The organism is Paenibacillus hebaui (genome assembly GCF_051934385.1).
Lineage (GTDB): Bacteria > Bacillota > Bacilli > Paenibacillales > Paenibacillaceae > Paenibacillus.
Window position 1 is genome coordinate 4,858,420 of the sequence record NZ_CP196836.1, and the last position, 22,309, is coordinate 4,880,728.

At 48.1% G+C, this 22,309-nt stretch carries 18 protein-coding genes; 1 reads left to right on the top strand and 17 read right to left on the bottom strand.

Translation table 11 applies throughout. The features are described 5' to 3' along the window. Positions 1-4 precede the first annotated feature (4 nt). From ACR32F_RS22055 to ACR32F_RS22075, 5 genes are all read right to left on the bottom strand, one after another. Positions 5-1,657, bottom strand: a complete 1,653-nt coding sequence (locus ACR32F_RS22055; protein WP_440119981.1) for a LytS/YhcK type 5TM receptor domain-containing protein — start codon at positions 1,655-1,657, stop codon at positions 5-7. A 946-nt stretch (positions 1,658-2,603) separates the two neighbouring features. Further along, positions 2,604-2,891, bottom strand: a complete 288-nt coding sequence (locus ACR32F_RS22060; protein ID WP_440110775.1) for a stage VI sporulation protein F — start codon at positions 2,889-2,891, stop codon at positions 2,604-2,606. Positions 2,892-3,005: 114 nt separating this feature from the next. Then, positions 3,006-5,051 carry an ATP-dependent DNA helicase RecG gene (recG, locus tag ACR32F_RS22065; RefSeq protein WP_440110777.1) on the bottom strand — a complete coding sequence of 682 codons (2,046 nt, stop codon included), beginning with the start codon at positions 5,049-5,051 and terminating at the stop codon, positions 3,006-3,008. A gap of 10 nt (positions 5,052-5,061) precedes the next feature. Beyond that, complete coding sequence (locus tag ACR32F_RS22070) at positions 5,062-5,925, bottom strand: DegV family protein (RefSeq protein WP_440110779.1); 864 nt, start codon at positions 5,923-5,925, stop codon at positions 5,062-5,064. Positions 5,926-6,002: 77 nt separating this feature from the next. Then, complete coding sequence (locus ACR32F_RS22075) at positions 6,003-7,811, bottom strand: DAK2 domain-containing protein (RefSeq protein WP_440110781.1); 1,809 nt, start codon at positions 7,809-7,811, stop codon at positions 6,003-6,005. A gap of 641 nt (positions 7,812-8,452) precedes the next feature. Here ACR32F_RS22075 and rpmB point away from each other — a divergent pair. Beyond that, the gene (gene rpmB / locus ACR32F_RS22080) at positions 8,453-8,641 is read left to right on the top strand and encodes a 50S ribosomal protein L28 (RefSeq protein WP_017687459.1); all 189 of its coding nucleotides are present in this window, start codon (positions 8,453-8,455) and stop codon (positions 8,639-8,641) included. A gap of 199 nt (positions 8,642-8,840) precedes the next feature. Here rpmB and spoVM read toward each other — a convergent pair whose 3' ends face one another. The 12 genes from spoVM to coaBC form a co-directional block, all read right to left on the bottom strand. Further along, positions 8,841-8,921 (bottom strand): stage V sporulation protein SpoVM, encoded by an 81-nt coding sequence (gene spoVM / locus ACR32F_RS22085; protein ID WP_017687458.1) that lies wholly within the window; start codon positions 8,919-8,921, stop codon positions 8,841-8,843. A 167-nt stretch (positions 8,922-9,088) separates the two neighbouring features. After that, complete coding sequence (locus ACR32F_RS22090) at positions 9,089-9,340, bottom strand: hypothetical protein (protein WP_440110783.1); 252 nt, start codon at positions 9,338-9,340, stop codon at positions 9,089-9,091. A gap of 3 nt (positions 9,341-9,343) precedes the next feature. Beyond that, entirely contained in the window at positions 9,344-10,003 is a 660-nt protein-coding gene (gene rpe, locus ACR32F_RS22095; RefSeq protein WP_440110785.1) for a ribulose-phosphate 3-epimerase, read from the bottom strand. A gap of 1 nt (position 10,004) precedes the next feature. Beyond that, entirely contained in the window at positions 10,005-10,922 is a 918-nt protein-coding gene (gene rsgA, locus ACR32F_RS22100) for a ribosome small subunit-dependent GTPase A (RefSeq protein WP_440110787.1), read from the bottom strand. A gap of 62 nt (positions 10,923-10,984) precedes the next feature. Continuing rightward, positions 10,985-13,210 (bottom strand): Stk1 family PASTA domain-containing Ser/Thr kinase, encoded by a 2,226-nt coding sequence (gene pknB, locus ACR32F_RS22105; protein ID WP_440110789.1) that lies wholly within the window; start codon positions 13,208-13,210, stop codon positions 10,985-10,987. Further along, positions 13,207-13,983: a Stp1/IreP family PP2C-type Ser/Thr phosphatase gene (locus tag ACR32F_RS22110; protein WP_440110791.1), complete on the bottom strand. Its 777-nt coding sequence runs from the start codon at positions 13,981-13,983 to the stop codon at positions 13,207-13,209. The genes pknB and ACR32F_RS22110 overlap by 4 nt, the downstream gene beginning before the upstream one ends. A gap of 7 nt (positions 13,984-13,990) precedes the next feature. Beyond that, positions 13,991-15,031 carry a 23S rRNA (adenine(2503)-C(2))-methyltransferase RlmN gene (rlmN, locus tag ACR32F_RS22115; RefSeq protein WP_440110793.1) on the bottom strand — a complete coding sequence of 347 codons (1,041 nt, stop codon included), beginning with the start codon at positions 15,029-15,031 and terminating at the stop codon, positions 13,991-13,993. 253 nt (positions 15,032-15,284) lie between these two features. Beyond that, positions 15,285-16,802, bottom strand: a complete 1,518-nt coding sequence (gene rsmB, locus ACR32F_RS22120) for a 16S rRNA (cytosine(967)-C(5))-methyltransferase RsmB (RefSeq protein WP_440110795.1) — start codon at positions 16,800-16,802, stop codon at positions 15,285-15,287. After that, a complete protein-coding gene (gene fmt / locus ACR32F_RS22125; RefSeq protein WP_440110797.1) occupies positions 16,799-17,752 on the bottom strand; it encodes a methionyl-tRNA formyltransferase in 954 nt (317 codons plus the stop codon). The genes rsmB and fmt overlap by 4 nt, the downstream gene beginning before the upstream one ends. 12 nt (positions 17,753-17,764) lie before the next feature. Then, positions 17,765-18,253, bottom strand: coding sequence for a peptide deformylase (def, locus tag ACR32F_RS22130; RefSeq protein WP_440110799.1), 489 nt, complete (start codon positions 18,251-18,253; stop codon positions 17,765-17,767). Between the two features lie 113 nt (positions 18,254-18,366). Next, on the bottom strand, positions 18,367-20,916 hold the full coding sequence (gene priA / locus ACR32F_RS22135) for a primosomal protein N' (protein ID WP_440110801.1): 2,550 nt from the start codon (positions 20,914-20,916) through the stop codon (positions 18,367-18,369). Position 20,917: 1 nt separating this feature from the next. Then, complete coding sequence (coaBC, locus tag ACR32F_RS22140; protein ID WP_440110803.1) at positions 20,918-22,153, bottom strand: bifunctional phosphopantothenoylcysteine decarboxylase/phosphopantothenate--cysteine ligase CoaBC; 1,236 nt, start codon at positions 22,151-22,153, stop codon at positions 20,918-20,920. Between the last annotated feature and the right edge of the window lie 156 nt (positions 22,154-22,309).

Here is a 22,309-nt window from a genome sequence, read left to right on the forward strand (position 1 = left end):
TTCATCACCTTGTAACGACATCTCCTTTGGGCACATCAAATAGAATATCGGTTCCTTGCTCCAGCCTAGTAATAATCAATCCTTGTCCATAGATGAGCTTCACCCGGCGATGTACATTATACAACCCGATCTGGTTGCCTGGCATACGGTCATGGTAGACCTGCTCTATAATGTCTGCTCCAATGCCTGCTCCTGTATCACTGACACCGATTCGTACAAATTCAGGATAATCCTGTACCCGAATTCGCACAGTCCCGGGTCCTTTGACCTTAAGAATGCCATGAATAATGGCATTTTCGACGAGCGGCTGAATCACCAGACTTGGAATATGCACAGCCACTTCATCAATATCATAGATGACGTTAAGTCTGCTGCCGAAGCGGGCTTTCTCAATTTCCACATAATTGCGAACCTGCTCCAGCTCCTTGTGAATGTCGATTAGTTCATCTGATAGCTCCAGATTATATCGCATATATCCCGACAAATTCACAATCAACTCACGCGCCCGATCCGGCTTGGTGCGAATGGAAGAGGCAATCGCGTTCAGCGCATTAAATAGAAAATGAGGATGGATCGTGGTCTGTAATGCACGCAGCTCCGCTTTATTGGCAGCAGCCTTGATCTCCTCCACCCGCGACACCTCCATCTGAGTCGAGATGATCTGGGAGAGGCCCACAGCCATCGTTTGCAATGGATACGTAATTTTGTAGGCTTTGCGGTAATAGATTTTGAGCGCTCCCGTTATTTCCCCCCGCTCTTTGAGTGGAATGATTAACAGGGAGTGGATATCCGGCGTTTTTTCATCAATCACATCATTGCTGATCGTAATCTCTCCACTGGAGATTGTCTTCTTGGTCATTTCACTAATGATTTCATTGCCGATGTGATATCGTTCCTCACCAAATCCCACATAAGCCAGTACATTTCGGGTATCCGTAATCGCAACCGCATCGGCTTGGATATCCTCCTGAATAATCCGGCAGATCGTTCGCAGAGAATCCTCATCAATGGAACGGAAGTATGGCAAGGTCTTGTTGGCAATGTCCAGCGCAAGCTTCGCCTGCCGAGCTGCAATCATTTCCTTTTCTCCTTCGACACTCTGCACCAGCAGCACAATCAGTCCAATATTCACCTCGCCCAATATCATCGGCAGTGCAATCTTCGAGACAATATCAGCACCCAGTGGATCGGGATAGGAATACAGCAGGATAAGCAGCATCGTGAGTGCTTCACAGATCATGCCGGCACCAATACCGATGATCCATCGCTTTGGCTTGGGTGTATACTTATGTATATATCCTGAGACCAAACCTGCAAGGATACTCGTGATCAGACATGGGATCGCCGTGACTCCATCCATATCGATTAAGTAACGATGCACCCCGGAGACAATCCCCGTAATGATACCCACAGGCGCTCCAAATAAAATCCCACCCGACAGGACCGCAATAATACGCACATTCACCAGCGAGCCTTCCACATTAATACCGGTATACGTTCCGAAAATCGCAAATGCACAGAATAACAAGGTAACCGCGATGTATTCCTGCCATCTCAATTTTCCCTTTTGCAAAATCTGTCTAAACCGTGGTACCCTCGACAGGAAGAATAAAAATATAATTAGCAGCGCCGCCCGTTCGAACAAACCCAGCAGCATCGTAAACATCTCCGTCAACCTGACATCCCCCACATCCATCAAAAATAAACGCCCCTGATCATAGCAGCGTTTTCCTCACTTTGAGTTCTATATATGCTCGTATGCAACAGTTTACCGCTCCCTCAGGAGGAAAGCAAAGTCAATCCTGTGAAAACTCCACTTCAAGAATTCCACTGTGTTATAATTAATTGGATGGTTATGCCAACAGATAGACGTTATTCATTTAAGAAAGGTGTATTTGAATGTTGTTAATACTACTCATAGGTTCACTTCTGCTTTTTAGTGAATTGTGGTACATCATTTATTTTATTTCCAAGCGTACGAAGAACCCCAATCGCTCATCTGCTCATATCCTCAGAATCATCTTATGTATTTCGATCCTGGTACTCATAGTCCAAAACTACATATTTAAAGAAGCCCCTTATAACAACATTTTAATTTTAGTGTTTATCGCATCTTTAATAGCTACCAGCTCTTTCTTTATTCAAAATAAAGAGTGATACGGAGACACCATAAATGGGTTTTTCCCAAGCAAACACGATCCAAATCACTATTTTACAAATAGCATGTATCCCGTCGTTCAATACTTCAATATACCAACTCATTTTTTTGCAAAGTGCTTTTGGTATCATGCAACATTCATCCTGTCCTTACAAAAAAAGGGGTGTTCCATGAAGTCATAATGACTAATGGAACACCCTTTCCTACATACCACACACTTGAATGTAATTTGGGTTTTTAGAGTGAACTCCCAGTTACACAGTAACGGAGAGTGCAGAACCAATCTGGAGAAGCGAAGCGTTCGCCTTTATCCCCGGATTTTACCCTTTTGAAATTATAATATAAAAATCCGGGGATAACAGCGATCGGAAGATGGTACTGCACTCGGAGTGGCCACGTGTAACACCATGTAGTTCATTTTAACCCACCCAACATTACATCAAGCCTACCTAAACATGCCCCACAGCTTAATCAAATGAAACGTATTGTTCGGATCAATCTTCTGCGCAAGGACAAAAGCAACGAATTGTTCCTCCTGGGCCGTCGAAAAATTCTCGTTCATAATGACTGATGATGATCTGACCAATCTTCTTACCTTGGCCTTATCCTGCAAATCGGACTTGGTAACTCCATCAATCAGCTTTTTGATACGCTCTTTGACAGCGGGATTTTTCATCTTCGTTTTGATCCGCTCCACCAGCTGCGGACTGATTCCATATTGTTGATAACCCAAAACGTACAGCACCTCCCGAATAATGAACTCACTTCTTATTCATATGACAGGAGGGCTTGTACACTTGACCTTTTCTCACGCAAAATGTGGAAAACCATTGCTCCAAGGGCCCACTCAATCGATTAGATCACCCTGGAACACTTGCTGCTGCTGTAAAAATTCACGTAAAGGGGTGTAGTCGACAGACGTCCAGAAGCTGGCGTCGGCAATCAGACTGGACACGTCATCTCGCGCCTGCTCCAGCACGGCAAAATCCGCAACCATGTCAGCCAGACGAAACTCGGGCAATCCACTTTGCTTCGTACCAAAGAAATCTCCCGGTCCCCGCAGATCCAGATCTCGACGGGACACTTCGAATCCATCCTCGGTTTCCGTCATGACCTTCATGCGCTGCTGCCCCACTTCTGTCTTCGGATCAGCAATGAGCACACAGTAGGATGCATGAGCGCCCCGACCGACCCGGCCACGAAGCTGATGCAGCTGCGACAATCCGAACCGGTCCGCATCCATAATGACCATCAGCGTTGCGTTAGGCACATCGACCCCAACCTCCACAACCGTTGTCGAGACGAGAAGCTGAATTTCGTTGCTGTAAAAGTAACGCATCATCTCTTCCTTCTCGGCAGCCGTCATCCGTCCATGCAGCAGACCTACGCGGTACTTCGGAAAGTTCTGCTGCATCTGGATATGCAGGTCAATCGCATTCTGTACATCCAGCTTCTCCGACTCTTCAATAAGCGGACAGATCAGATAGGCCTGACGTCCCTGGTCTACTTCTCTGGAAATAAAACCAAGAACTCGCTCCATCATGTCATGCTTGACCCAATACGTTGAGATGGGAATCCGTCCCTTTGGACGTTCCGAGATCGTGGATACTTCAATATCACCAAAAGCCGTAATGGCCAAGGTTCGCGGAATGGGTGTAGCCGTCATCGTTAACACATCCGGGTTATACCCTTTACGACGCAAAATACTGCGCTGGTTCACACCGAAGCGATGCTGCTCGTCCGTCACCACAAGACCCAGATCACGGAAGAATACATCTTCCTGAATCAGGGCGTGTGTACCCACAACGATATCGATTAACCCCATTTGCAGGGATGCGATTAGATCTTTGCGCTTGCGCCCATTGACACTGCCCGTTAACAGCCCCACAGTAACGCCAAAAGGTTCAAACAGCTTTTGCAGTGAACGCATATGCTGCTCTGCCAGAATCTCCGTAGGCACCATCAGAGCCCCCTGAAACCCGGATCGAACTGTTGTATAGAGGGCAATCGCCGCAATAACCGTTTTACCTGAGCCTACATCCCCTTGTAGCAACCGGTTCATCGAATAGGGTGAACGCATATCATGCAGAATTTCAAGTTCAACCTTTTTCTGTGCATCCGTTAACTCAAACGGCAGACTCCGAACAAACTCGCGAATCGTCGTATTGTCCGTTATATGTACTACACCATCCATGCGATCCCGGTTCAAAGCGCGATACGCCTGCATCTTGAGTTGGAACAAAAACAGTTCCTCATATACCATCCGCTGTCTGGCCTGCTGGCCTTCCCGGTTATCCTGCGGGCGATGAATCCCGGCAATCGCCTGTTTGCGGGGCATGAATCCATATTTCTTCATGATAGATTGAGGCAGAATCTCAGGAATCATGTCCCCGAATTGAACTAAGCCCTGATTAATCGTTTTGCGCATCCAGGATTGCGTAAGCTTGCCGGTTACCGAATACACAGGCTGCAGCGTGCCCGAACGCCCGTCCCCTTTATCCGGGAATTCCGAGTCCGTTACAGTCATCTGCATGCGTTTTTGTTCCCATTTCCCAGTAATGACAATCTCCCGATTGGGCGTAAGCTGCTCCTTCAGAAAATGCCGATTGAACCAGGTGGCTGAAATCATCCACTCTTCCGTCATGATTTTACAGGTAAGGCGTGACTTTTTGCCATAGCGCTGCAACACCGGGATACCCATCACTTTGCCCTGCACCGTAATTTTATCCCCATCCTTCACTTCGCTGAGCGAACGCAGGCGATAATCCTCGTAACGGAAAGGATAGTATTCAAGCAGGTCTTTTACAGTAGAGATGCCAAAGGCGTGAAGCTCTCCCTCTTTGAGAGCACTCACGCCGCTAATTTGTTTAACCGATATTTCTTCCCATTTCATGTCTAATCCCTCATTCCGGAACAGGCCACATAAAGATAGCAATTACGCCAGGCCCAACATGACTGCCAACGACGGCTCCAATATTGGTATATACCACTTCATTCAGTGTAAAATGCCCTCGCAACTGCTCTGCACAAGCGATTGCTGATCCGGGGTCTGCAGTATGACCTACCGCCAAATTAACACGTTGACCCGCGAGATCCTGCTGAAACAGCTCAATAATACGTGCCATGGCTTTTTTGTGACCTCTGACTTTCTCCACTGCATAAATAACGCCTTCCTTATCAATGGACAAGATTGGTTTAATATTCAGCAGTGTTCCCAAGATGGCGGCAGCCTTGCCAATCCGACCGCCTTTCTGAAGATACTCCAACGTATCTACGAGAAAGAACAGCTTGCGGCTCTGCTGCATACTTTCGACAGCGGTAGCAATTTCAGCTGCTGTCTTCCCCTGTTCGGCAAGTTCAGCAGCCTGTACGACCAATAAACCATATCCATAGGATGCAGACTTCGAATCTAACACCGTGATATCAACTTCACGCTCCAGCAACGATTTGCCGAGCAATGCCGATTGATAGGTCCCACTCATGCCGGAAGACAAATGAATCGATACTATGGGCCGTTCCGGGTCTTCATCCAGCAGTGACTGGTAGATATTCATGAATTCGGTGGGAGAAGGCTGTGAGGTTGTAGGAAGCACAGAAACCTTCTCCAATTTGGCGTAGAACTGTTCCGAAGTCAGATCAACGCCGTCTGCATAAGCTTCTTCCCCGAACAAAACACGCAGCGGAACAATATGAATTCCGTATTTTCGGATCAATTCTTCCGGTATATCTGCGGTGCTATCGGTTACGATCGCAACCTTGTGGCTCATGAGATCCCCTCCTCTTTGCTTGAGTGCTATTAGTGCATGTTCAAAAAGTTAATTGGGGCCTTTTGAACAACCCTCTATTAGGACTCTACAGAGAACAAATAATAATACACCGGCTGTCCTCCAAGATGCACTTCTACCTCAGCATCAGGATATTGTTCTTCAAGCCATGTTACAAGCGCAGCTGTAATCTCAGAGGTAGCCTCGTCCCCTTCAAGGATAGTCACCACTTCATCTCCGCTCACCATCATCTGTTGCAGCAGACCTTCACATGCATGCAGCATGTTTTCATCGGTTGCTACAATTTTAGAATTGTGGATACCGATGTAGTCTCCCACTTTGATATCAAGCTCATCATATTGCGTATCTCTGACCGCATGAGTCACTTGACCAGATTGTACCCGGCTAATGGCATCGAGCATATGATCACGGTTGGTTTCCGCAGACTCATCCTCCTGGAAAGCAAAGGCAGCTGCCATTCCCTGTGGAATCGTCTTGCTCGGAATCACCGTAACCCGGCGCTCATCTTCAAGCAATTCACGAGCTTGCTGCGCAGCAAGTACAATATTGGAGTTGTTCGGTAAAATAAATACCTGTTCCGCTGAAATCGAACGCACGGCTTTCACAAAATCCTCGGTACTTGGATTCATCGTCTGTCCACCCGACAGAACCACATCTACCCCGAGACTCTGGAAAATCTCTGCAATACCGTCACCGGATGATACCGCGATAAAACCATAGGGCGCCATCTCATCTGCTGGTAACTCAGCTTGTTCTGGACTGCGCATCGTTTCAAGTGGAATCTCTGCAAACAGCTCAGGCGAAGGCGCAATGTCCATGCCTGTCGTCAGCAGATCACGATGCTGCTCACGCATATTGAGAATATGAATTTGTGTGATCTCTCCATAACGGAGGGCCAGGTTTAATACATCTCCAGGTGTCTTGGAATGCACGTGAACCTTAATCACTTCATCATCAGCAATAATAATGATGGAATCGCCATTAACTGATAACGCTTTACGGAATCCTTCGTCATCGAATGCGACGCCTGCATTCTCTCCCAGTTCGCGGTTAATAAAGAACTCCATGTCATACAGGAACTCAATATCTTCCGTTTCCAGTCTTGCTTGGGCGGACATGGGCATCTCTGGCACGATGACCTGCTGTGCAGGCTTCGCGGGAAGCACTTCTGGCATTGCAGGCGGTTTCAAAGCAGATGCCGCTGCGGAAGGTTGCACCTCTTTTTGCAGAGATGCACGACTGACTCCGTCACTTTGCAGCAGAACCTCCATAAAGCCCTCATAAATATATACAAGCCCCTGACCGCCTGAATCCACAACGCCGACCTGTTTCAGTACAGGCAGCAATTCCGGAGTCATTGCCAGTGCTTCTTTTGCTTTTAACAAAACCTCATTCATTAGCTCAGTGATATCATTCGTCCGTCTTGCGTAGTAGCTGGCATGTTTCGCCGCTTCCTTAGCTACGGTAAGAATGGTCCCTTCCACGGGTTTCACTACAGCTTTATAAGCTGCATCCACACCGTTCTGCAGGGCTGCTGCAAATTGGAGTGTATTCAGTTCCTCATAAGGAGCTGCTGAACGACTGAATCCACGGAACAATTGCGATAAAATCACTCCGGAATTCCCCCGTGCACCCATAAGCAGGCCTTTCGATAAAATACCGGAAGCTTCTCCGATGGAGGCAGAACTCTTTCTTTTAATCTCTGCGACTCCTGCACTCATTGTCAAATTCATGTTCGTTCCCGTATCGCCATCCGGCACAGGGAAAACATTCAGGGAATTGACGTGCTCTGCATGCTGTCCAAGTTGTTCCGCTCCGGCAAGAACCATTGCGGTGAAATCTGTTCCATTTAAAGAACGTATACTCAAGTGAGAAATCCCCTTCCTAGCTTGATACACGAACATCTTGCACCAAGATGTGTTCTGGTCTGTTCATGCACTAACGCTTAACGCGTTATTCTTCGTCCATACCTTGTCCGGCACAGGCATATAATACAACATGTCAGCCGGATTAACGGTCTGGGCGGCCGAACTGCCGATATCCCGCATTCTCTATAATCCCCTAAATCTGGGCATACAGATACGCACCGGTATCAAGAGCCGGCATGAATGCCGCATGGAGACTGGTGCCAATGATGGAATGCCACAGCGCTCAGCGTTGCCAAACAAGTAGCCCATCGACCTTTAAGGCCAATTTTTCTCCGGCTTCCCCGCGGAAACAGCCTGTTCACCGCTGTACTATGGACTATTCAACATTGTACTATATTAGACACGAGAAATAAATAAAGTTTTTGGATCAGTTGACGAAGCTTTTTTGATTATGATATTATATTTAAGTATTGTTTTATGCAGGTTAAGTAATGGAAATGATCCGGTTATGCCGGTTTGAACAACGCCATTAGCTACTGGAACCTGACCATTGCGGTCAGGAAGAACAATTTTAGTCCGTATGGATTGACAATCGTCTCTCCGAAGGATCACTGGTTATTTTAGGATAGGAGGTGTAATCTATGTCTCGCAAATGTTATGTGACAGGTAAGAAACCGGGCACCGGTAACCACGTATCCCACGCTAACAACCGTAACCGTCGTACTTGGGGCGTAAACGTTCAGAAGGTCCGCATTCTCGTTGACGGTAAACCAAAACGTGTATACGTAAGCACCCGTGCACTGAAAGCCGGTAAAGTGACTCGCGTATAATCACGCACAGCTGCTATAAATCGGGTAAGCAAAAAGCACCTTGTTCCTTGCAGGTGCTTTTTTGGTATTCTGAAATAAAATCTTGAATACCCACACATCAGCATGTGAATGTCCGCCGCATGGCACTTCGCAGGTCCGAATTCCAGATGATCCTGAAGCCAAAGCGGCGGTATTCGCCAATTGAAGCTTGTTAAGCTTATCAGTGCTTTTGAAACGTATTAAGAATTGCCTTTACAAACCCTCCCAAGAACTTCGGCAGTTTGAATGTGTAAAATTTCATACTTCACCCTCCCCATCATGCTCATGCGTCCGCCGTATCCTATGCTTCGGGCCTTCCTTACCTTAAACACGACAAAAAAGGCTACATGAGAAACCTGCTCATGTAACCATATTTATGCGGAACTCTCTGTCCCTATTCCACAATGACGAGCCTGATGGTCAGGTCATTTAGGTTTGGGAAGGGATATATTGATAGACAGCGATCATGAATACGCTCAGTAAGTAATACAGTATGCCGAATATCACAAAAGTAACCCGAAGTCTCGTGCGCTCAAATTTGCGGAAATACATAATGACAACCCCAACCCCGATTAAAGACGTAATGGCATTATACGGAGATTGAATGACTGCATACATAGCAAGCACCAGCGCCGTCACGAGACTCGCAGCCATCGTCCACAGCGTCTCCTTGAGGGTCATGCCTTAGCCTCCGTAGCTGCTGCGAATTTCGGCAATTGCGGCCGCACGATCTTCCCGACCAAATACGGCACTTCCCGCAACGAGAACGTCCGCTCCGGCTTCCACCACAAGGGGTGCTGTGTCCGCAGCAATTCCGCCATCCACTTCAATATGCACATCATGACGTCCTTTTTCGTTCAGCCAAGTGCGAATTTGTTTAATTTTGTTCATGGTGCCCGAGATAAAAGCTTGTCCTCCAAAACCGGGATTTACAGTCATGACCAGCACCATATCTACATCGTCCAGCACTTCCTGAATAGCACTGGCTGGCGTTCCCGGATTAAGGGCAACACCCGCCTTCACTCCCTGTTCCTTGATCAAGTGAATAACCCGGTGCAGATGTACGCAAGCTTCAGCATGAACGGTAATAACCGCTGCCCCCGCTTTGGCAAAGTCCTCCACATAACGTTCCGGGTTTTCAATCATCAAATGAACATCAAGCGGCAAACTTGTATGTGGAGCAATGGCTTTCACAATGGCAGGTCCAAGCGTAATATTAGGGACGAAATGACCGTCCATGACATCAACATGAATCCAGTCTCCACCAGCAGCTTGGGCTTCCGCCACTTCTGCGCCAAGACGGGCAAAATCAGCAGATAATATCGATGGGGCAATTTTAATCATGTTAGTACCTCCGCTTCTTGTCTTTCATTTCTATAAGGAACTGTTTGTAGTGCTGATAACGGCTTTCAGAGATCAGACCCTCTGCTTTGACTGCAAGCACCCGGCAACCCGGTTCATGGGTATGGGTACAACCCCGAAACTTGCACTGATCCGCATACTGAGCGAATTCACGGAAACAAGTGGATAACTCCTCCACGCCAATCTCCAAAAAGTCCAATTGGCTGAATCCAGGCGTATCGGCGACAAAACCACCATTATCCAGTGGTATGAGCTCCACGTGCCTGGTGGTGTGTTTCCCTCGGCCAAGACGCATGCTGATTGCATTGGTCTCCAGCGTTAGACCTGGCATCAAAGCATTCAACATGGATGACTTGCCTACACCGGATTGTCCAGAGAATACACTAATCTTGCCAGCAAGACGCTCCCTGAGCAGTTCATTACCTTCACCGGTAAGCGAACTGGTTGAGATGACTTCGTAACCAACTTGCTCATACAGTGCTTTCACTTCTGCCACGGTATCTTTGGCATCTGATTCTGGGCCAGCCAAATCCTGCTTTGTTAGTACAATTAGCGCATCCAGTCCAGCCTGCTCGATATGTACCAGGAATTTGTCCAGCAAGTTGAGATTCATATCCGGTTCCTTCACAGAGAATAACAGAACAGCCAGACTTACATTGGCTACTGGAGGACGGATTAGCTCCGTCTCTCGTTCACGGATCTCATCTACCGTTCCTTCTCCGTTTTCAGTCAACATATAGCTGACGCGGTCACCCACAAGCGGTGAGATTCCCCGCTTCCTGAAGATGCCTCTCGCGCGGCATTGAACAGCGGAGCCTTCAACCGAAGGCACCCCGTTGTCTTCCACTGGCATGACATAATAGTAACCGCTTAGCGCTTTAACGATGATACCTTCTGGCATAGCTCCGTCGCCCTCCTTTGATCTACAATACATAACACCTGAACGTCGGCAATAAGCCGTCCTTATGGACGGCTTGATGCGTTATCAACTTCCTTTTCCTTTTCCTTTTCCTTATCTTTTCCTTTGCCAAGACCTTTTTCATTATTCATGGCAGAGGGATCTCCCTCTGCGTTGTCCTCTTCACCGTCAACAGGTGTGTCAGGCTCACCTTCCTGTTTCGTATCCACGTTGCCTTCATCATCACCACCGTCACCTTGATCAGGCTCCTCTGTTGCTGGAGGAGGCGGCTGTGAACCTATTTCAGGCTCAATGGAAGGTACAACCACTGTTCCATTTTTGGCCTCAATATAGGAAACCAGATACGTATCCAGGAATTGACCATCACGATAAATGGAAACCACACCATCCACGTTTGGAGCCAGAACAAGCGGAATCGTCAGCGTCTGGAGAGACTTGATTGTCCGTGTTCCCCATTCCTGATTTTTGCCACGAGCATCCTCGAATACGATCCGAATTTTACTGCTCTTGCCTTCTTCTTTTGGTGAAACGTTAATGTTATAAGTGTAATTTAGTGCCTCAGGTGGATATCCTGTACTGATGAAAATGGTAATTTTGTCACCCGGATTCACCTCTGTACCTGCTTCTACAGGCCACTGCTGCGTCACTTTTCCCTGATCCACCGTATAACTTGATTCTTCCTGAACTTGAGCAAGAACCAGCCCTGCAGATTTAAGCTTATTCTCGGCCTCGCTTCGAGTAAGATTTTTCAAGTCAGGCATTTTCACCGTTTCTGAACCTTTGCTTACAGTTAAAATAATCTGAACAACGGCCGGATCGTACTCCTCATTCACCACAGGGGTCTGGGACAGAACAGTACCCGAAGACTTATCATTGGAGAATTCCTCCTTACGCTGAATCTGATCTTCTTTGATACCGAGCACAGTAAGTTGTTTGACAGCCTCATCATATGTTTTATCTTTAAGATCAATCATCTTCAACTTTGCTTTTTCCGCCCCAACACTCAGCTGGACTTCTGAGCCTTCTTTGACGATATCACCTTCGCGTCTGCTCTGTTCAAATACAATTCCTGGATCGATCCCTTCCTTGTATATGCGGATGACCTCATTACTTACAACGAGTCCATTCTCCTGCAACATTTGACGCGCCTTTTCTTCCGTTTGACTCACAACATTAGGTACCTTCACATCAGGCACAACAAGCATGCCTTTCACGTACCATACGACACCAACCATGGCGACGAGAATAAGAACGGTCAACGAGATCAACAACGCCGGCTTCTTCCAGTTCTTTGTTTTGGGCTTGCCCTTATTGTTATCATCGTCAGACTTCATCTCAGGTACAGCACCTGTCGACGTAACTCCACGCGGCTCCGGCTTGATCGCCGGCATAACACGGGTCGAATCGATGTCATCCTCATCTGGAAAATCAATCTTCGTTTCATTGCGTCTTTCTGGCATTAAACAGGTTTCTAGATCTGTCTGCATTTCTTTGGCCGACTGATAACGCTCCTGCGGGTTTTTACGCATGGATTTCAGAATGACATTTTCCACACTTTGCGGAATAAGCGGATTGAACTTTCGTGGTTCATCGAACTCTTCCTGCAAATGCTTCAAAGCAACACTGATCGGACTCTCACCCAAGAATGGAAGCTGCCCAGTCAGCATTTGATAGATTACAATACCAAGAGAATATAAATCCGACTTCTCCCCAGTAACGATGCCTTTGGCATGCTCCGGTGAAAAGTAATGCACCGAACCAACAACCGAGCCAGTCTGTGTAATGGTTGTGGATGTAACTGCACGAGCAATCCCGAAATCCGTTACTTTCACACGGCCATTCCGGCCAATTAATATGTTATGCGGTTTGATATCCCGATGAATAATCTGATTATGATGTGCATGATCGAGAGCATCTGCAATCTGGGAAGCGATTCGAACCGCTTCGTCCACCTGCAGAGGCGCCCGTTCTTTAATAATTTCATTCAGGTTCTTGCCCTCAACATACTCCATGACAATATAATGAACGTCATCTTCCTGTCCTACATCATAAACACTAACCACATTAGGATGGGAGAGCGATGCTGCTGATTGTGCTTCTCTGCGGAATCGGCGAATAAACTCTTCGTCATGCACAAATTGCTGCCGTAACACTTTGATGGCCACATTCCGGTTCAGCAAAAGATCCTGAGCCTTGTACACGAGAGCCATACCGCCGCCGCCGACACGCTCAATCACTTCATAGCGTCCGCCTAGCTGGTGCCCAATCATGACTCACACCCCGTTTCCGCTACCACGGAACCTTCCTTTTGCAGTTCGAACAGTGCAACCGTGATATTGTCATCTCCCCCAGCAAGCAAAGCAAGCTGAAGCAAGCGGTCAGCACGATCTTCCAGCGCCAGTTCAAGATTGCCGGCAACCTTAATGATCTGTTCATTACTAACCAGGTTACTCAGACCGTCACTACACAGGAGAAGAACTTCGCCTTCCTCCAGCTTGACGGTATCGAGATCGACCTTCACTTCGGCATCTGTGCCAAGTGCACGTGTCAGCACGTTACGACGCGGATGATGAGACACGTCCTCTTTACTGATCTGACCATTTTTGTACAATTCATTCACCAGAGTATGGTCTTCGGTCAACTGAATCACATGTTTGTTAGCAATCTTGTATGCCCTGCTGTCGCCAATGTGACCAATAACGCCCTCTGTATCATTCAATAACGCTGCAACCACAGTGGTTCCCATGTTATGGTACTTGTCATCCGTAGATGCGGTGCGGTATATGACTTCATTGGCATGCAAAATAGCATCGCTGAGTGCAGCAGACAGAGACGCATGGGATAGACCCGGTTCGAGCGTCCCCAGATCATGCACCAACGTTTCCACAGCCAGACGGCTCGCCGTATCTCCTGCGAGATGTCCGCCCATGCCATCAGCAACAATACCCAGAATATAACCTGTATCGAGATTGCGAATCCAGGCTGAATCTTCATTAACCGAACGCACCCGTCCGATATGGCTCACATGAACTGTTTTGATCAAAACGCTCTCACCTCAACTCCATATGCTTTGCACGAAGCTGGCCGCAAGCGGCAGCAATATCATGTCCCTGTTCACGACGAATGGTTACATTGACACCCTGCTCCGAGAGAATCTTCTGAAAATTGAAAATGTCGCTTCGCGATGTCCGCACGTACTTGCGCTCAGGTACATGGTTGACCGGAATCAGGTTTACGTGACAGAGCATGTTTTTAAGCACACTTGCCAGTTCTGCTGCATGCTCCGGCTGATCGTTTACGCCGCCAATAAGGGCATACTCAAACGTAATTCTCCGACCTGTTTTGGCCAGATAATAACGCAAGGATTCCATCACATCTTCAAAAGGAAAACGACGGTTAACCGGCATCAATTTGGAACGCAATGCATCATTGGGTGCATGGATCGAAATGGCAAGGTTAATCTGCGTATCTTCATCTGCAAACTTGTAGATGTTCGGAACGATTCCGCTTGTGGACACCGTGATATGGCGCTGACCGATGTTCAGCCCTTTTTCGTGAATCATGATCCGCAGGAAAGTCATTGTTGCTTCATAGTTTTCAAAAGGTTCTCCCGAACCCATGATTACGATGCTGCTGACGCGTTCGCCACGTTCATCCAGAATTTTCTGGGCTTGCACCACCTGAGCCACAATTTCACCAGCGGTAAGGTTACGCTTGAGTCCACCCAATGTGGACGCACAGAACGTACAACCAATCCGACAGCCAACCTGTGTCGTTACACAGATGCTGTTACCATAGTTGTGTTTCATGATTACCGTTTCAATCGCATGATCATCATGCAGACCAAACAGGAACTTCACCGTTCCATCTTTGGATTCAAACTTTGTAATTTCGGTAAGCGTTACGAATTCAAACTGTTCTGCCAGTTTCTCACGCAACGCTTTCGGCAGGTTGCTCATTTCACTGAAATCATTGACCCGTTTCACATAAATCCAGTCAAAAATCTGACCGCCGCGAAAGGCGGGCTCCCCATTATCTACAGCCCACTGTTGCAGCTCTTCCAGGGAATAATCATATATAAAAGGTTTCATTTTGTTGTCAACACCTATTCCTTCTTTTCTTTTCGTTTGGCTTCCTTCTTTGCGTTCCATTCGTCCTATTCTATCACAAAGACCACTTTACATCCATGTATACCCTTGACACCTGTACTTCATGCATTATAACACCTCAATGCCTGCATCGCACCCCATCATCACCTTTATCCGATGGTAGCCCTGAGTCTTATCACAAAGAAATCCGCCGAAGTTCCCCCCGGCGGCTATCCTTCAGTGCTCTATTAAACTGTTAATCAGCTATTCTTGTCAACCTGGCGATGAAAAATCCGTCACTGTGAGCATACTGTGGCAAGATCTGCACGCCACCATGAACAACCTTCCATTTGGCTGTTTCAACTCCAGACCAGGCAGATTCTTCAGCCGCCTTATATTGCGGGTGTCGGTCCAAAAAGTCGGCGACCATAAGCTCGTTCTCCGCAGGTTCGATCGTACACGTACTGTACACCAGAATACCACCTGGCTTTAAGAGCGGCGCGACCCGATCCAGCAGCTCCCGCTGCAAATTGGAGATATCCTCAATATCCTCTGTAGATTTGGTCCATTTGACATCTGGCTTGCGGCGGATAACACCCAAACCGGAGCATGGTGCGTCCAACAGAATACGGTCAAATGATGCCTCGGAATAACGCTCATCCAGATCAAGCGCATCGCCTGTAACGGCATCGATGCAGCTGAGTCCCAGTCGATCCGCCTGATCCATAATCAATTGACGTTTATGAGCATGTATATCATTGGCAACAATCCGTCCACGGTCCTGCATTTTCTCGGCCATATGGGCTGTTTTACCACCAGGAGCTGCGCAGCAATCCAGCACTGTCTGACCTTCCTCAGGCCCAACCGCTTCGGCTACAAGCATGGAGCTTTCATCCTGGACAGACAGCAACCCATCCCGATACCAGGACGTAAGTGCCATATTGCCACCACTGCGTACAAGAATACCATCCGAACTCAGCTGAGAAGCCTCTACAACTGCACCTGTGCTCTCCATCTCATGCATCAGTTTCTCCCGTGTAGTCATGGTTGTGTTCACACGAACGCTGACCGCGGGCGGCTCGTTATTCGCGCGACAGATTGCTTCCGCCGTCTCTTCGCCATATTGGCTGATCCAGCGCTGTACCATCCACAATGGATGAGAATGCTCAAGCGAGATGCGTTCTGCAACAGGCAGATGTTCAGGAATGCGCAGTTCATCCCGGTTGCGAATCATGTTCCGCAAAACACCATTCACCATACCGGAGATGCCCTGATGCCCCAACTTCTTGGCGAGGTTGACCGCTTCACTCACCACCGCGTGTTCCGGAATGCGATCCAGATATACCATCTGGTACACACTGATGCGCAGCAGGCTGCGAACCCAGGGTTGCAGCTTGGACACACCTTTGGCTACGTAACGTTCCAGAAAATAATCAAGTGTATTCAGCCTCGCAATTGTGCCATAGACCAACTCTGTAGCTAGTCCAGCATCTGCCGGGCTGAGATCGGCCTCTTTCAAACGTCGGTTCAGCTCAAGGTTGCTGTAAGCCCCCTCTTGCTCAACGGCACTAAGAACCTTCACGGCGAGCGCACGAGCAGAGGTTTTGGGCCGGGCGGAACGTGGTGTACCATTTGCCGCAGATTGAGATACAGACGTATTTCCTGCGCCACCCGATTTGCTCGAATTCGGACGGCGGTTTCCTCCGCCTCCGGATGCATTTCCTGTAGCTTTGTGAGTCTTTCCTGACGGGCGCCCCGGTGTATTTCCGCTCATCGCAGCACCGTTCCTGGTTTCAGTGTACCGCCACGGGCAAAGTCAGCAGCTTGCATCACCTTTTTGCCCGCAGGCTGAACTTCAGTAAGCCAGAGAGAACCCTCACCGGTACGGACTTCGATGCCATTCTTGTTCAATTGCAGCACTGTTCCCGGCTCGACTTGTCCAGCATCGGAAGACATCGGTACATCCACCTGATTTGGATTAGCTGCAGCCCAGACCTTGAAGACCTGCTCATCCCACATCGTAAACGAACCCGAGAATGGTACAAGACCGCGAATCTGATTGAACAGCTCGCGTGATGTGCGACTCCAGTTCATCTTCTCATCTTCCCGAGTCAGATTGCGGGCATACGAAGCCTCGGCATCGTCCTGAGGGACAGCCGTTGTCTCGCCTGCAATCAGCCTTGGCATTTCTTCCTGAAGCAATTTGGAGCCTGCTTCACTAAGTTTTACAAACATGGACCCTGATGTATCTTCATCCGTAATAGGTACTTCTACACGTGAGATCATATCCCCCGTGTCCAGCCCCTCTGCCATAAACATCAGTGTAACTCCTGTCACCGACTCCCCATTAATAATGGAACGCTGAATTGGGGCTCCCCCGCGATATTTCGGCAAAAGAGAGCCATGCACGTTCACACAACCTCGAACGGGCATATCCAGAACAGCTTTGGGCAGAATCTGCCCAAAAGCCGCAGTCACAATCAGATCTGGCTGCCATTCAGCCAATCGAGCCACCGCTTCCGGAGCACGCAGTTTGACGGGTTGAAATACGGGCAGGCCATGACGCTCTGCCGCAACCTTGACTGGTGTCGGCATAAGCACTTTTTTGCGACCCTGTGGTTTATCCGGTTGTGTCACGACACCAACCACATTATATCCCTCGGCTATGAGCATATCGAGAGACGGAACTGCAAATTCAGGTGTTCCCATAAAAACAATATTCAAATTGATCACTCCTTAATCACGACGCGGTCCAGTTTGATCGGCTGCAATTTCGTACACCTTTTCAGCAATATCCGTAAAGAGTACGCCATCCAAATGGTCAATCTCATGCTGGAATGCGCGGGACAACAGGCCACTGCCCGTAATGGTCAGTTCCTTGCCTTCGCGGTCCAGCCCCTTAACCGTAACCGTCTCAAAACGACGTACATCCCCGTTAATGCCAGGGATACTCAGACAGCCTTCAGGTCCAAATTGCTCTCCCTCACTCGAAATGATCTCAGGATTAATCATCTTGATCAAGCCCTGCTCATCTCCAGCATCAATAACAATGAGACGTTTCAAAATACCGACCTGTGGTGCAGCAAGACCTACGCCTTCAGCATCATACATCGTATCTGCCATGTCATCCAGCAGTTTCTGTACATTCGGTGTTACTTTAGTTACTTCTTTTGCTCTTTTGTGGAGTACTTCATCCGGTTCTTTCACGATAATACGAATCGACATGTTGTAGACACCTTCCTAATCCTCTTCATTATTTCAGAACACTATTTTTTTACTTCTTTGTTCTTAATCTATGTTTATACCGCTGTTTACATCCGCATTTTACTACCCAATGCTTACATTAACATTTGCGGGTCTACATCCAGACTAATGAGCAGCTTTTGCGCCTGAACATCATCGTCCATGCGCCGGACCGTTGCGAGAGCAAGCCCGATGGCGTCTACATCTCCACGCCATTTTATCATACATTGGAATCTGTATCTATTCTTGATCCGAGGAATCGGCGACGCTACCGGGCCAAGCACATCAAAAGCTTCATTGCTGAAACGATCCAGATTACCCAGCCAGCCAGCTGCATTTGCCTTTTCTTTCAGTATTCGTGTGTAATTCTCAGCCAGCCGGATCAGTACCGGAAGCTGCTCATGTGAGAAGGTCACCAGAATCAGGCGACAGTATGGCGGATACTGCAAATTGCGGCGATGCAATAATTCCTCACGGACAAACGAAACATAGTCATGCTGACTCGCATGTCCAATCGAATAATGCTCTGGTGTATAGGACTGGACAAATACCTCCCCTGGCAATACATGCCGACCCGCACGGCCTGCTACCTGTGTTAGGAGTTGAAATGTTTTTTCGGCAGCCCGAAAATCAGGCAAATTGAGTGCCGAATCCGCTGTGATGACACCGACCAGAGTAACATCTGGAAAATCGAGCCCTTTGGCTACCATCTGGGTGCCCAGCAATACGTCCGCCTTTTTCTCACGAAATTGCTTCAACAGTTTCTCATGTGAACCTTTTTCACTTGTGGTATCCACATCCATCCGAATGACGCGAATACCCGGGAACAGCTTGGCCAACTCTTCCTCCACCCGCTGCGTACCTGTTCCGAAATATCGAATATGCTCACTTCCGCAATCGGGGCACACTTCCGGTGCTGCTTCCGCATATCCGCAATAGTGACAACGAAGATTGTTCGAGCGCTGATGATACGTTAGCGAGATATCACACTCAGGGCAACCGGCGACATAACCACAACTACGGCACATGACAAAGGTAGAATATCCTCGTCGATTCAGTAGAAGCACGGTCTGTTCCCCACGCTCCAACCGCTCCTCCAGTCCTTTATGCAACGCACGGCTAAACATCGAACGATTTCCATCCTTCAATTCTTCACGCATATCAACGATTTTTACCTCAGGCAGCTTGTTGCCAAGTGCACGGGTAGGCATCTCCAGCAGAAGTGGTGCAAATTCATCATTGCTCTGTGAGCGTGCAGCATAGTAACTTTCCAGTGACGGTGTCGCTGAACCGAGGACAACGACCGCCTGATGCTGCTGTGCCCTTTTCACCGCGACATCACGGGCATGATATTTCGGGGTTTCTTCCTGTTTATATGACGTCTCATGCTCCTCGTCCATAATGATGAGACCAAGACGACTGAATGGAGCAAAAACGGCTGAACGAGCACCGATGGCAACCTTCACCTGGCCCTCGCGAATTTTACGCCATTCATCGTAACGCTCACCACCGGACAGACGACTGTGCATCACGGCAACCTGATCACCAAAACGTCCTTTAAACCGTTCCACCATCTGAGGTGTCAGGGCAATTTCCGGTACAAGAACGATCGCCTGCCGATCCTGCTCAATGCACTGTTGAATCGTCTGAAGGTACACCTCCGTTTTACCACTACCTGTTACACCATGTAATAAAAAGACGCCATGGCGCCTTTCCTGCAATCGACTATTGATATTGTTATAGACATGCTGCTGTTCATCGGTCAGTACCAGCGGCTCAGTCGCCTTAAACGTTCTGCCCTGATAGGGATCACGAAAAACTTCGACGTCCTCTGTTACGATCAGTCCCTTTTCCTCCAGCCCCTTTACTGTCGCTGCAGACACCTGAAGTGTGGATAACACTTCTTTCATAGGCATGGGGAGTAATTCTTTCATTTCCAGCAAAAAAGAAAGCACTTCTTTCTGCCTTTGTGCCTTTGCCGGAAACGTAGACAGCGCTTCTTCCGCAGCAGCCACATCCATTGCCAAATCAATGGATTTCATCGTTTTTTTATTCAGCTTGTCCTTAATGGCCTGACTCTCCAGCAGTACACCACCAAGCAGAAGTTTCTTGATCAGAGGTGCATGATTGGGATACTTACGACTCAGCTGTTGCAGAGGTACCTGACCCCGACTTTTCACAAATCGAATGATGTCTTGCTGTACCTTCTCCGAAGTTGATTCTTCTCCCCACACAAAAAGGACCTCTTCACCTGTATCTGCGCCTGTCATTTGTCCATCCAGGGCATCTCCAAGTGAGATATAACGTTCCGCTTTCCCTTTAAGGGCAGTTGGCACCATCACCTGCAAAGACAAAATACGGTTGCTGGCATAACGCTCACTCATCCATTCGGCTAATTCAACCAAATCTTCAGACAAAGGCGGAACGATATCCAGCAATTCCTGAATCGGTTTGAGTTTGAAGGACTCTGTCCCCGTGCGAGGCACCAGATCAACGACAAAGCCCTGGACTGTCCGATGACCAAAAGGTATACCGACCCTGCTGCCAATCTCAATCCATTCACGCATGGATTCTGGCACCAGATAATCAAAAGGTCGATCCGTCTGCTTCACAGGAACATCGACAATAACCTTGGCGATCTCCATATTAATTCCTCCCGGCAATGCGCTCCGCCGCAATCGAAAGCAACCGGCGGGCCACGTCTTCCTTGGCCATCACCTGAAGCTCTTCCACCAACCCTTCACGGTCATAGATGTGCACCGCATTGGTATCCGTTCCAAATCCCGCACCCGCACGGGTGATATCATTGGCTACGATCAGATCACAGTTTTTCCGTTCCAATTTCTCACGTGCATACATCTCTATTGAATTCGTTTCGGCAGCAAAACCTATCAAAAATTGATGGCTCTTCTGCTTGCCCAGTGTTTCAAGAATATCTATATTTTTAATAAGTTCAAGCGATAATGTATCGCCTTTCTTCTTCATTTTCTCAGTAAAAACTTCTTTGGGGCGATAATCTGCGACAGCCGCCGCCTTAACAACGATATCCGCATCTTCCCACTGACCTGCTACAGCATCATACATATCCTGCGCAGACTGTACCGGGATCACATTTATATTCGTCGGTGGCTGAGCCTGAGTATTGCCCATGATCAAAGTAACATTTGCTCCCAGATCACGTGCTGCCGCAGCAATGGCAAACCCCATTTTACCTGAAGAATCATTGGTAATATATCTTACAGGATCAATGCGTTCAATCGTACCTCCAGCGGTAACCACGACCTTCTTGCCACTTAACAAGGACATAGCCTCATTCTGTTCCCGTTTCACCGACTCCTGCTGTTCAAAGAAGCGTTCGACCACATCCACAATCGTCTCTGGCTCTTCCAGACGTCCTTTGCCAACATATCCACACGCCAGTTGACCTTCACCGGGTTCAATCATCATCGTGCCTCGCTCGGTGAGCAGACACATGTTATGCTTTACAGCCGGATGATCATACATATGCACATTCATCGCCGGCGCAATCATCACGGGAGCAGTCGTTGCAAGCAAGGTTGTTGAGAGCATATCATCGGCCATGCCATGCGCCATTTTGGCAATCACATTGGCTGTTGCCGGAGCAACCAAAACAAGATCGGCCATATCCGCCAGATGGATATGCGAGACGACGGAAGGCTCCCGTTCATCAAATGTATCACTATATACCACATTACGGGTCAAGGTTTGCAGTGTTAATTCGGTAATAAACTGTTTGGCGGAAGCCGTCATGATGACATGAACATCCGCTCCTTTTTGCACCAGCCTGCTGCATAAGGTAGCCGCTTTGTATGCGGCTATGCCGCCAGTCACACCGAGTACGATTTTTTTACCGTTCAACATGGTTATTCCCCCGATATATACGACGTTTATAGAGGTTGTTCAAAAAGTCCGCTTTTGAATACGCACTTATAAGGATGAATAGAGAAAAAAATAACAACCTCGCGGTTGTCAATTAAATCCGGCTTGCGCCGTATGCAGTTGAAGAGCAGCCGCTAA

What these genes read in the sequence shown, in the direction of transcription:
- rlmN (WP_440110793.1), bottom strand. Translation starts at nt 15,031, where the DNA reads ATGAAACCTTTTATATATGATTATTCCCTGGAAGAGCTGCAACAGTGG.
- rsmB (WP_440110795.1), bottom strand. Translation starts at nt 16,802, where the DNA reads ATGAGCGGAAATACACCGGGGCGCCCGTCAGGAAAGACTCACAAAGCT.
- ACR32F_RS22090 (WP_440110783.1), bottom strand. Translation starts at nt 9,340, where the DNA reads ATGACCCTCAAGGAGACGCTGTGGACGATGGCTGCGAGTCTCGTGACG.
- ACR32F_RS22070 (WP_440110779.1), bottom strand. Translation starts at nt 5,925, where the DNA reads ATGAGCCACAAGGTTGCGATCGTAACCGATAGCACCGCAGATATACCG.
- pknB (WP_440110789.1), bottom strand. Translation starts at nt 13,210, where the DNA reads ATGATTGGGCACCAGCTAGGCGGACGCTATGAAGTGATTGAGCGTGTC.
- coaBC (WP_440110803.1), bottom strand. Translation starts at nt 22,153, where the DNA reads ATGTTGAACGGTAAAAAAATCGTACTCGGTGTGACTGGCGGCATAGCC.
- rsgA (WP_440110787.1), bottom strand. Translation starts at nt 10,922, where the DNA reads ATGCCAGAAGGTATCATCGTTAAAGCGCTAAGCGGTTACTATTATGTC.
- rpmB (WP_017687459.1), top strand. Translation starts at nt 8,453, where the DNA reads ATGTCTCGCAAATGTTATGTGACAGGTAAGAAACCGGGCACCGGTAAC.
- priA (WP_440110801.1), bottom strand. Translation starts at nt 20,916, where the DNA reads ATGGAGATCGCCAAGGTTATTGTCGATGTTCCTGTGAAGCAGACGGAT.
- rpe (WP_440110785.1), bottom strand. Translation starts at nt 10,003, where the DNA reads ATGATTAAAATTGCCCCATCGATATTATCTGCTGATTTTGCCCGTCTT.
- recG (WP_440110777.1), bottom strand. Translation starts at nt 5,051, where the DNA reads ATGAAATGGGAAGAAATATCGGTTAAACAAATTAGCGGCGTGAGTGCT.
- ACR32F_RS22055 (WP_440119981.1), bottom strand. Translation starts at nt 1,657, where the DNA reads ATGCTGCTGGGTTTGTTCGAACGGGCGGCGCTGCTAATTATATTTTTA.
- def (WP_440110799.1), bottom strand. Translation starts at nt 18,253, where the DNA reads ATGTCGATTCGTATTATCGTGAAAGAACCGGATGAAGTACTCCACAAA.
- spoVM (WP_017687458.1), bottom strand. Translation starts at nt 8,921, where the DNA reads ATGAAATTTTACACATTCAAACTGCCGAAGTTCTTGGGAGGGTTTGTA.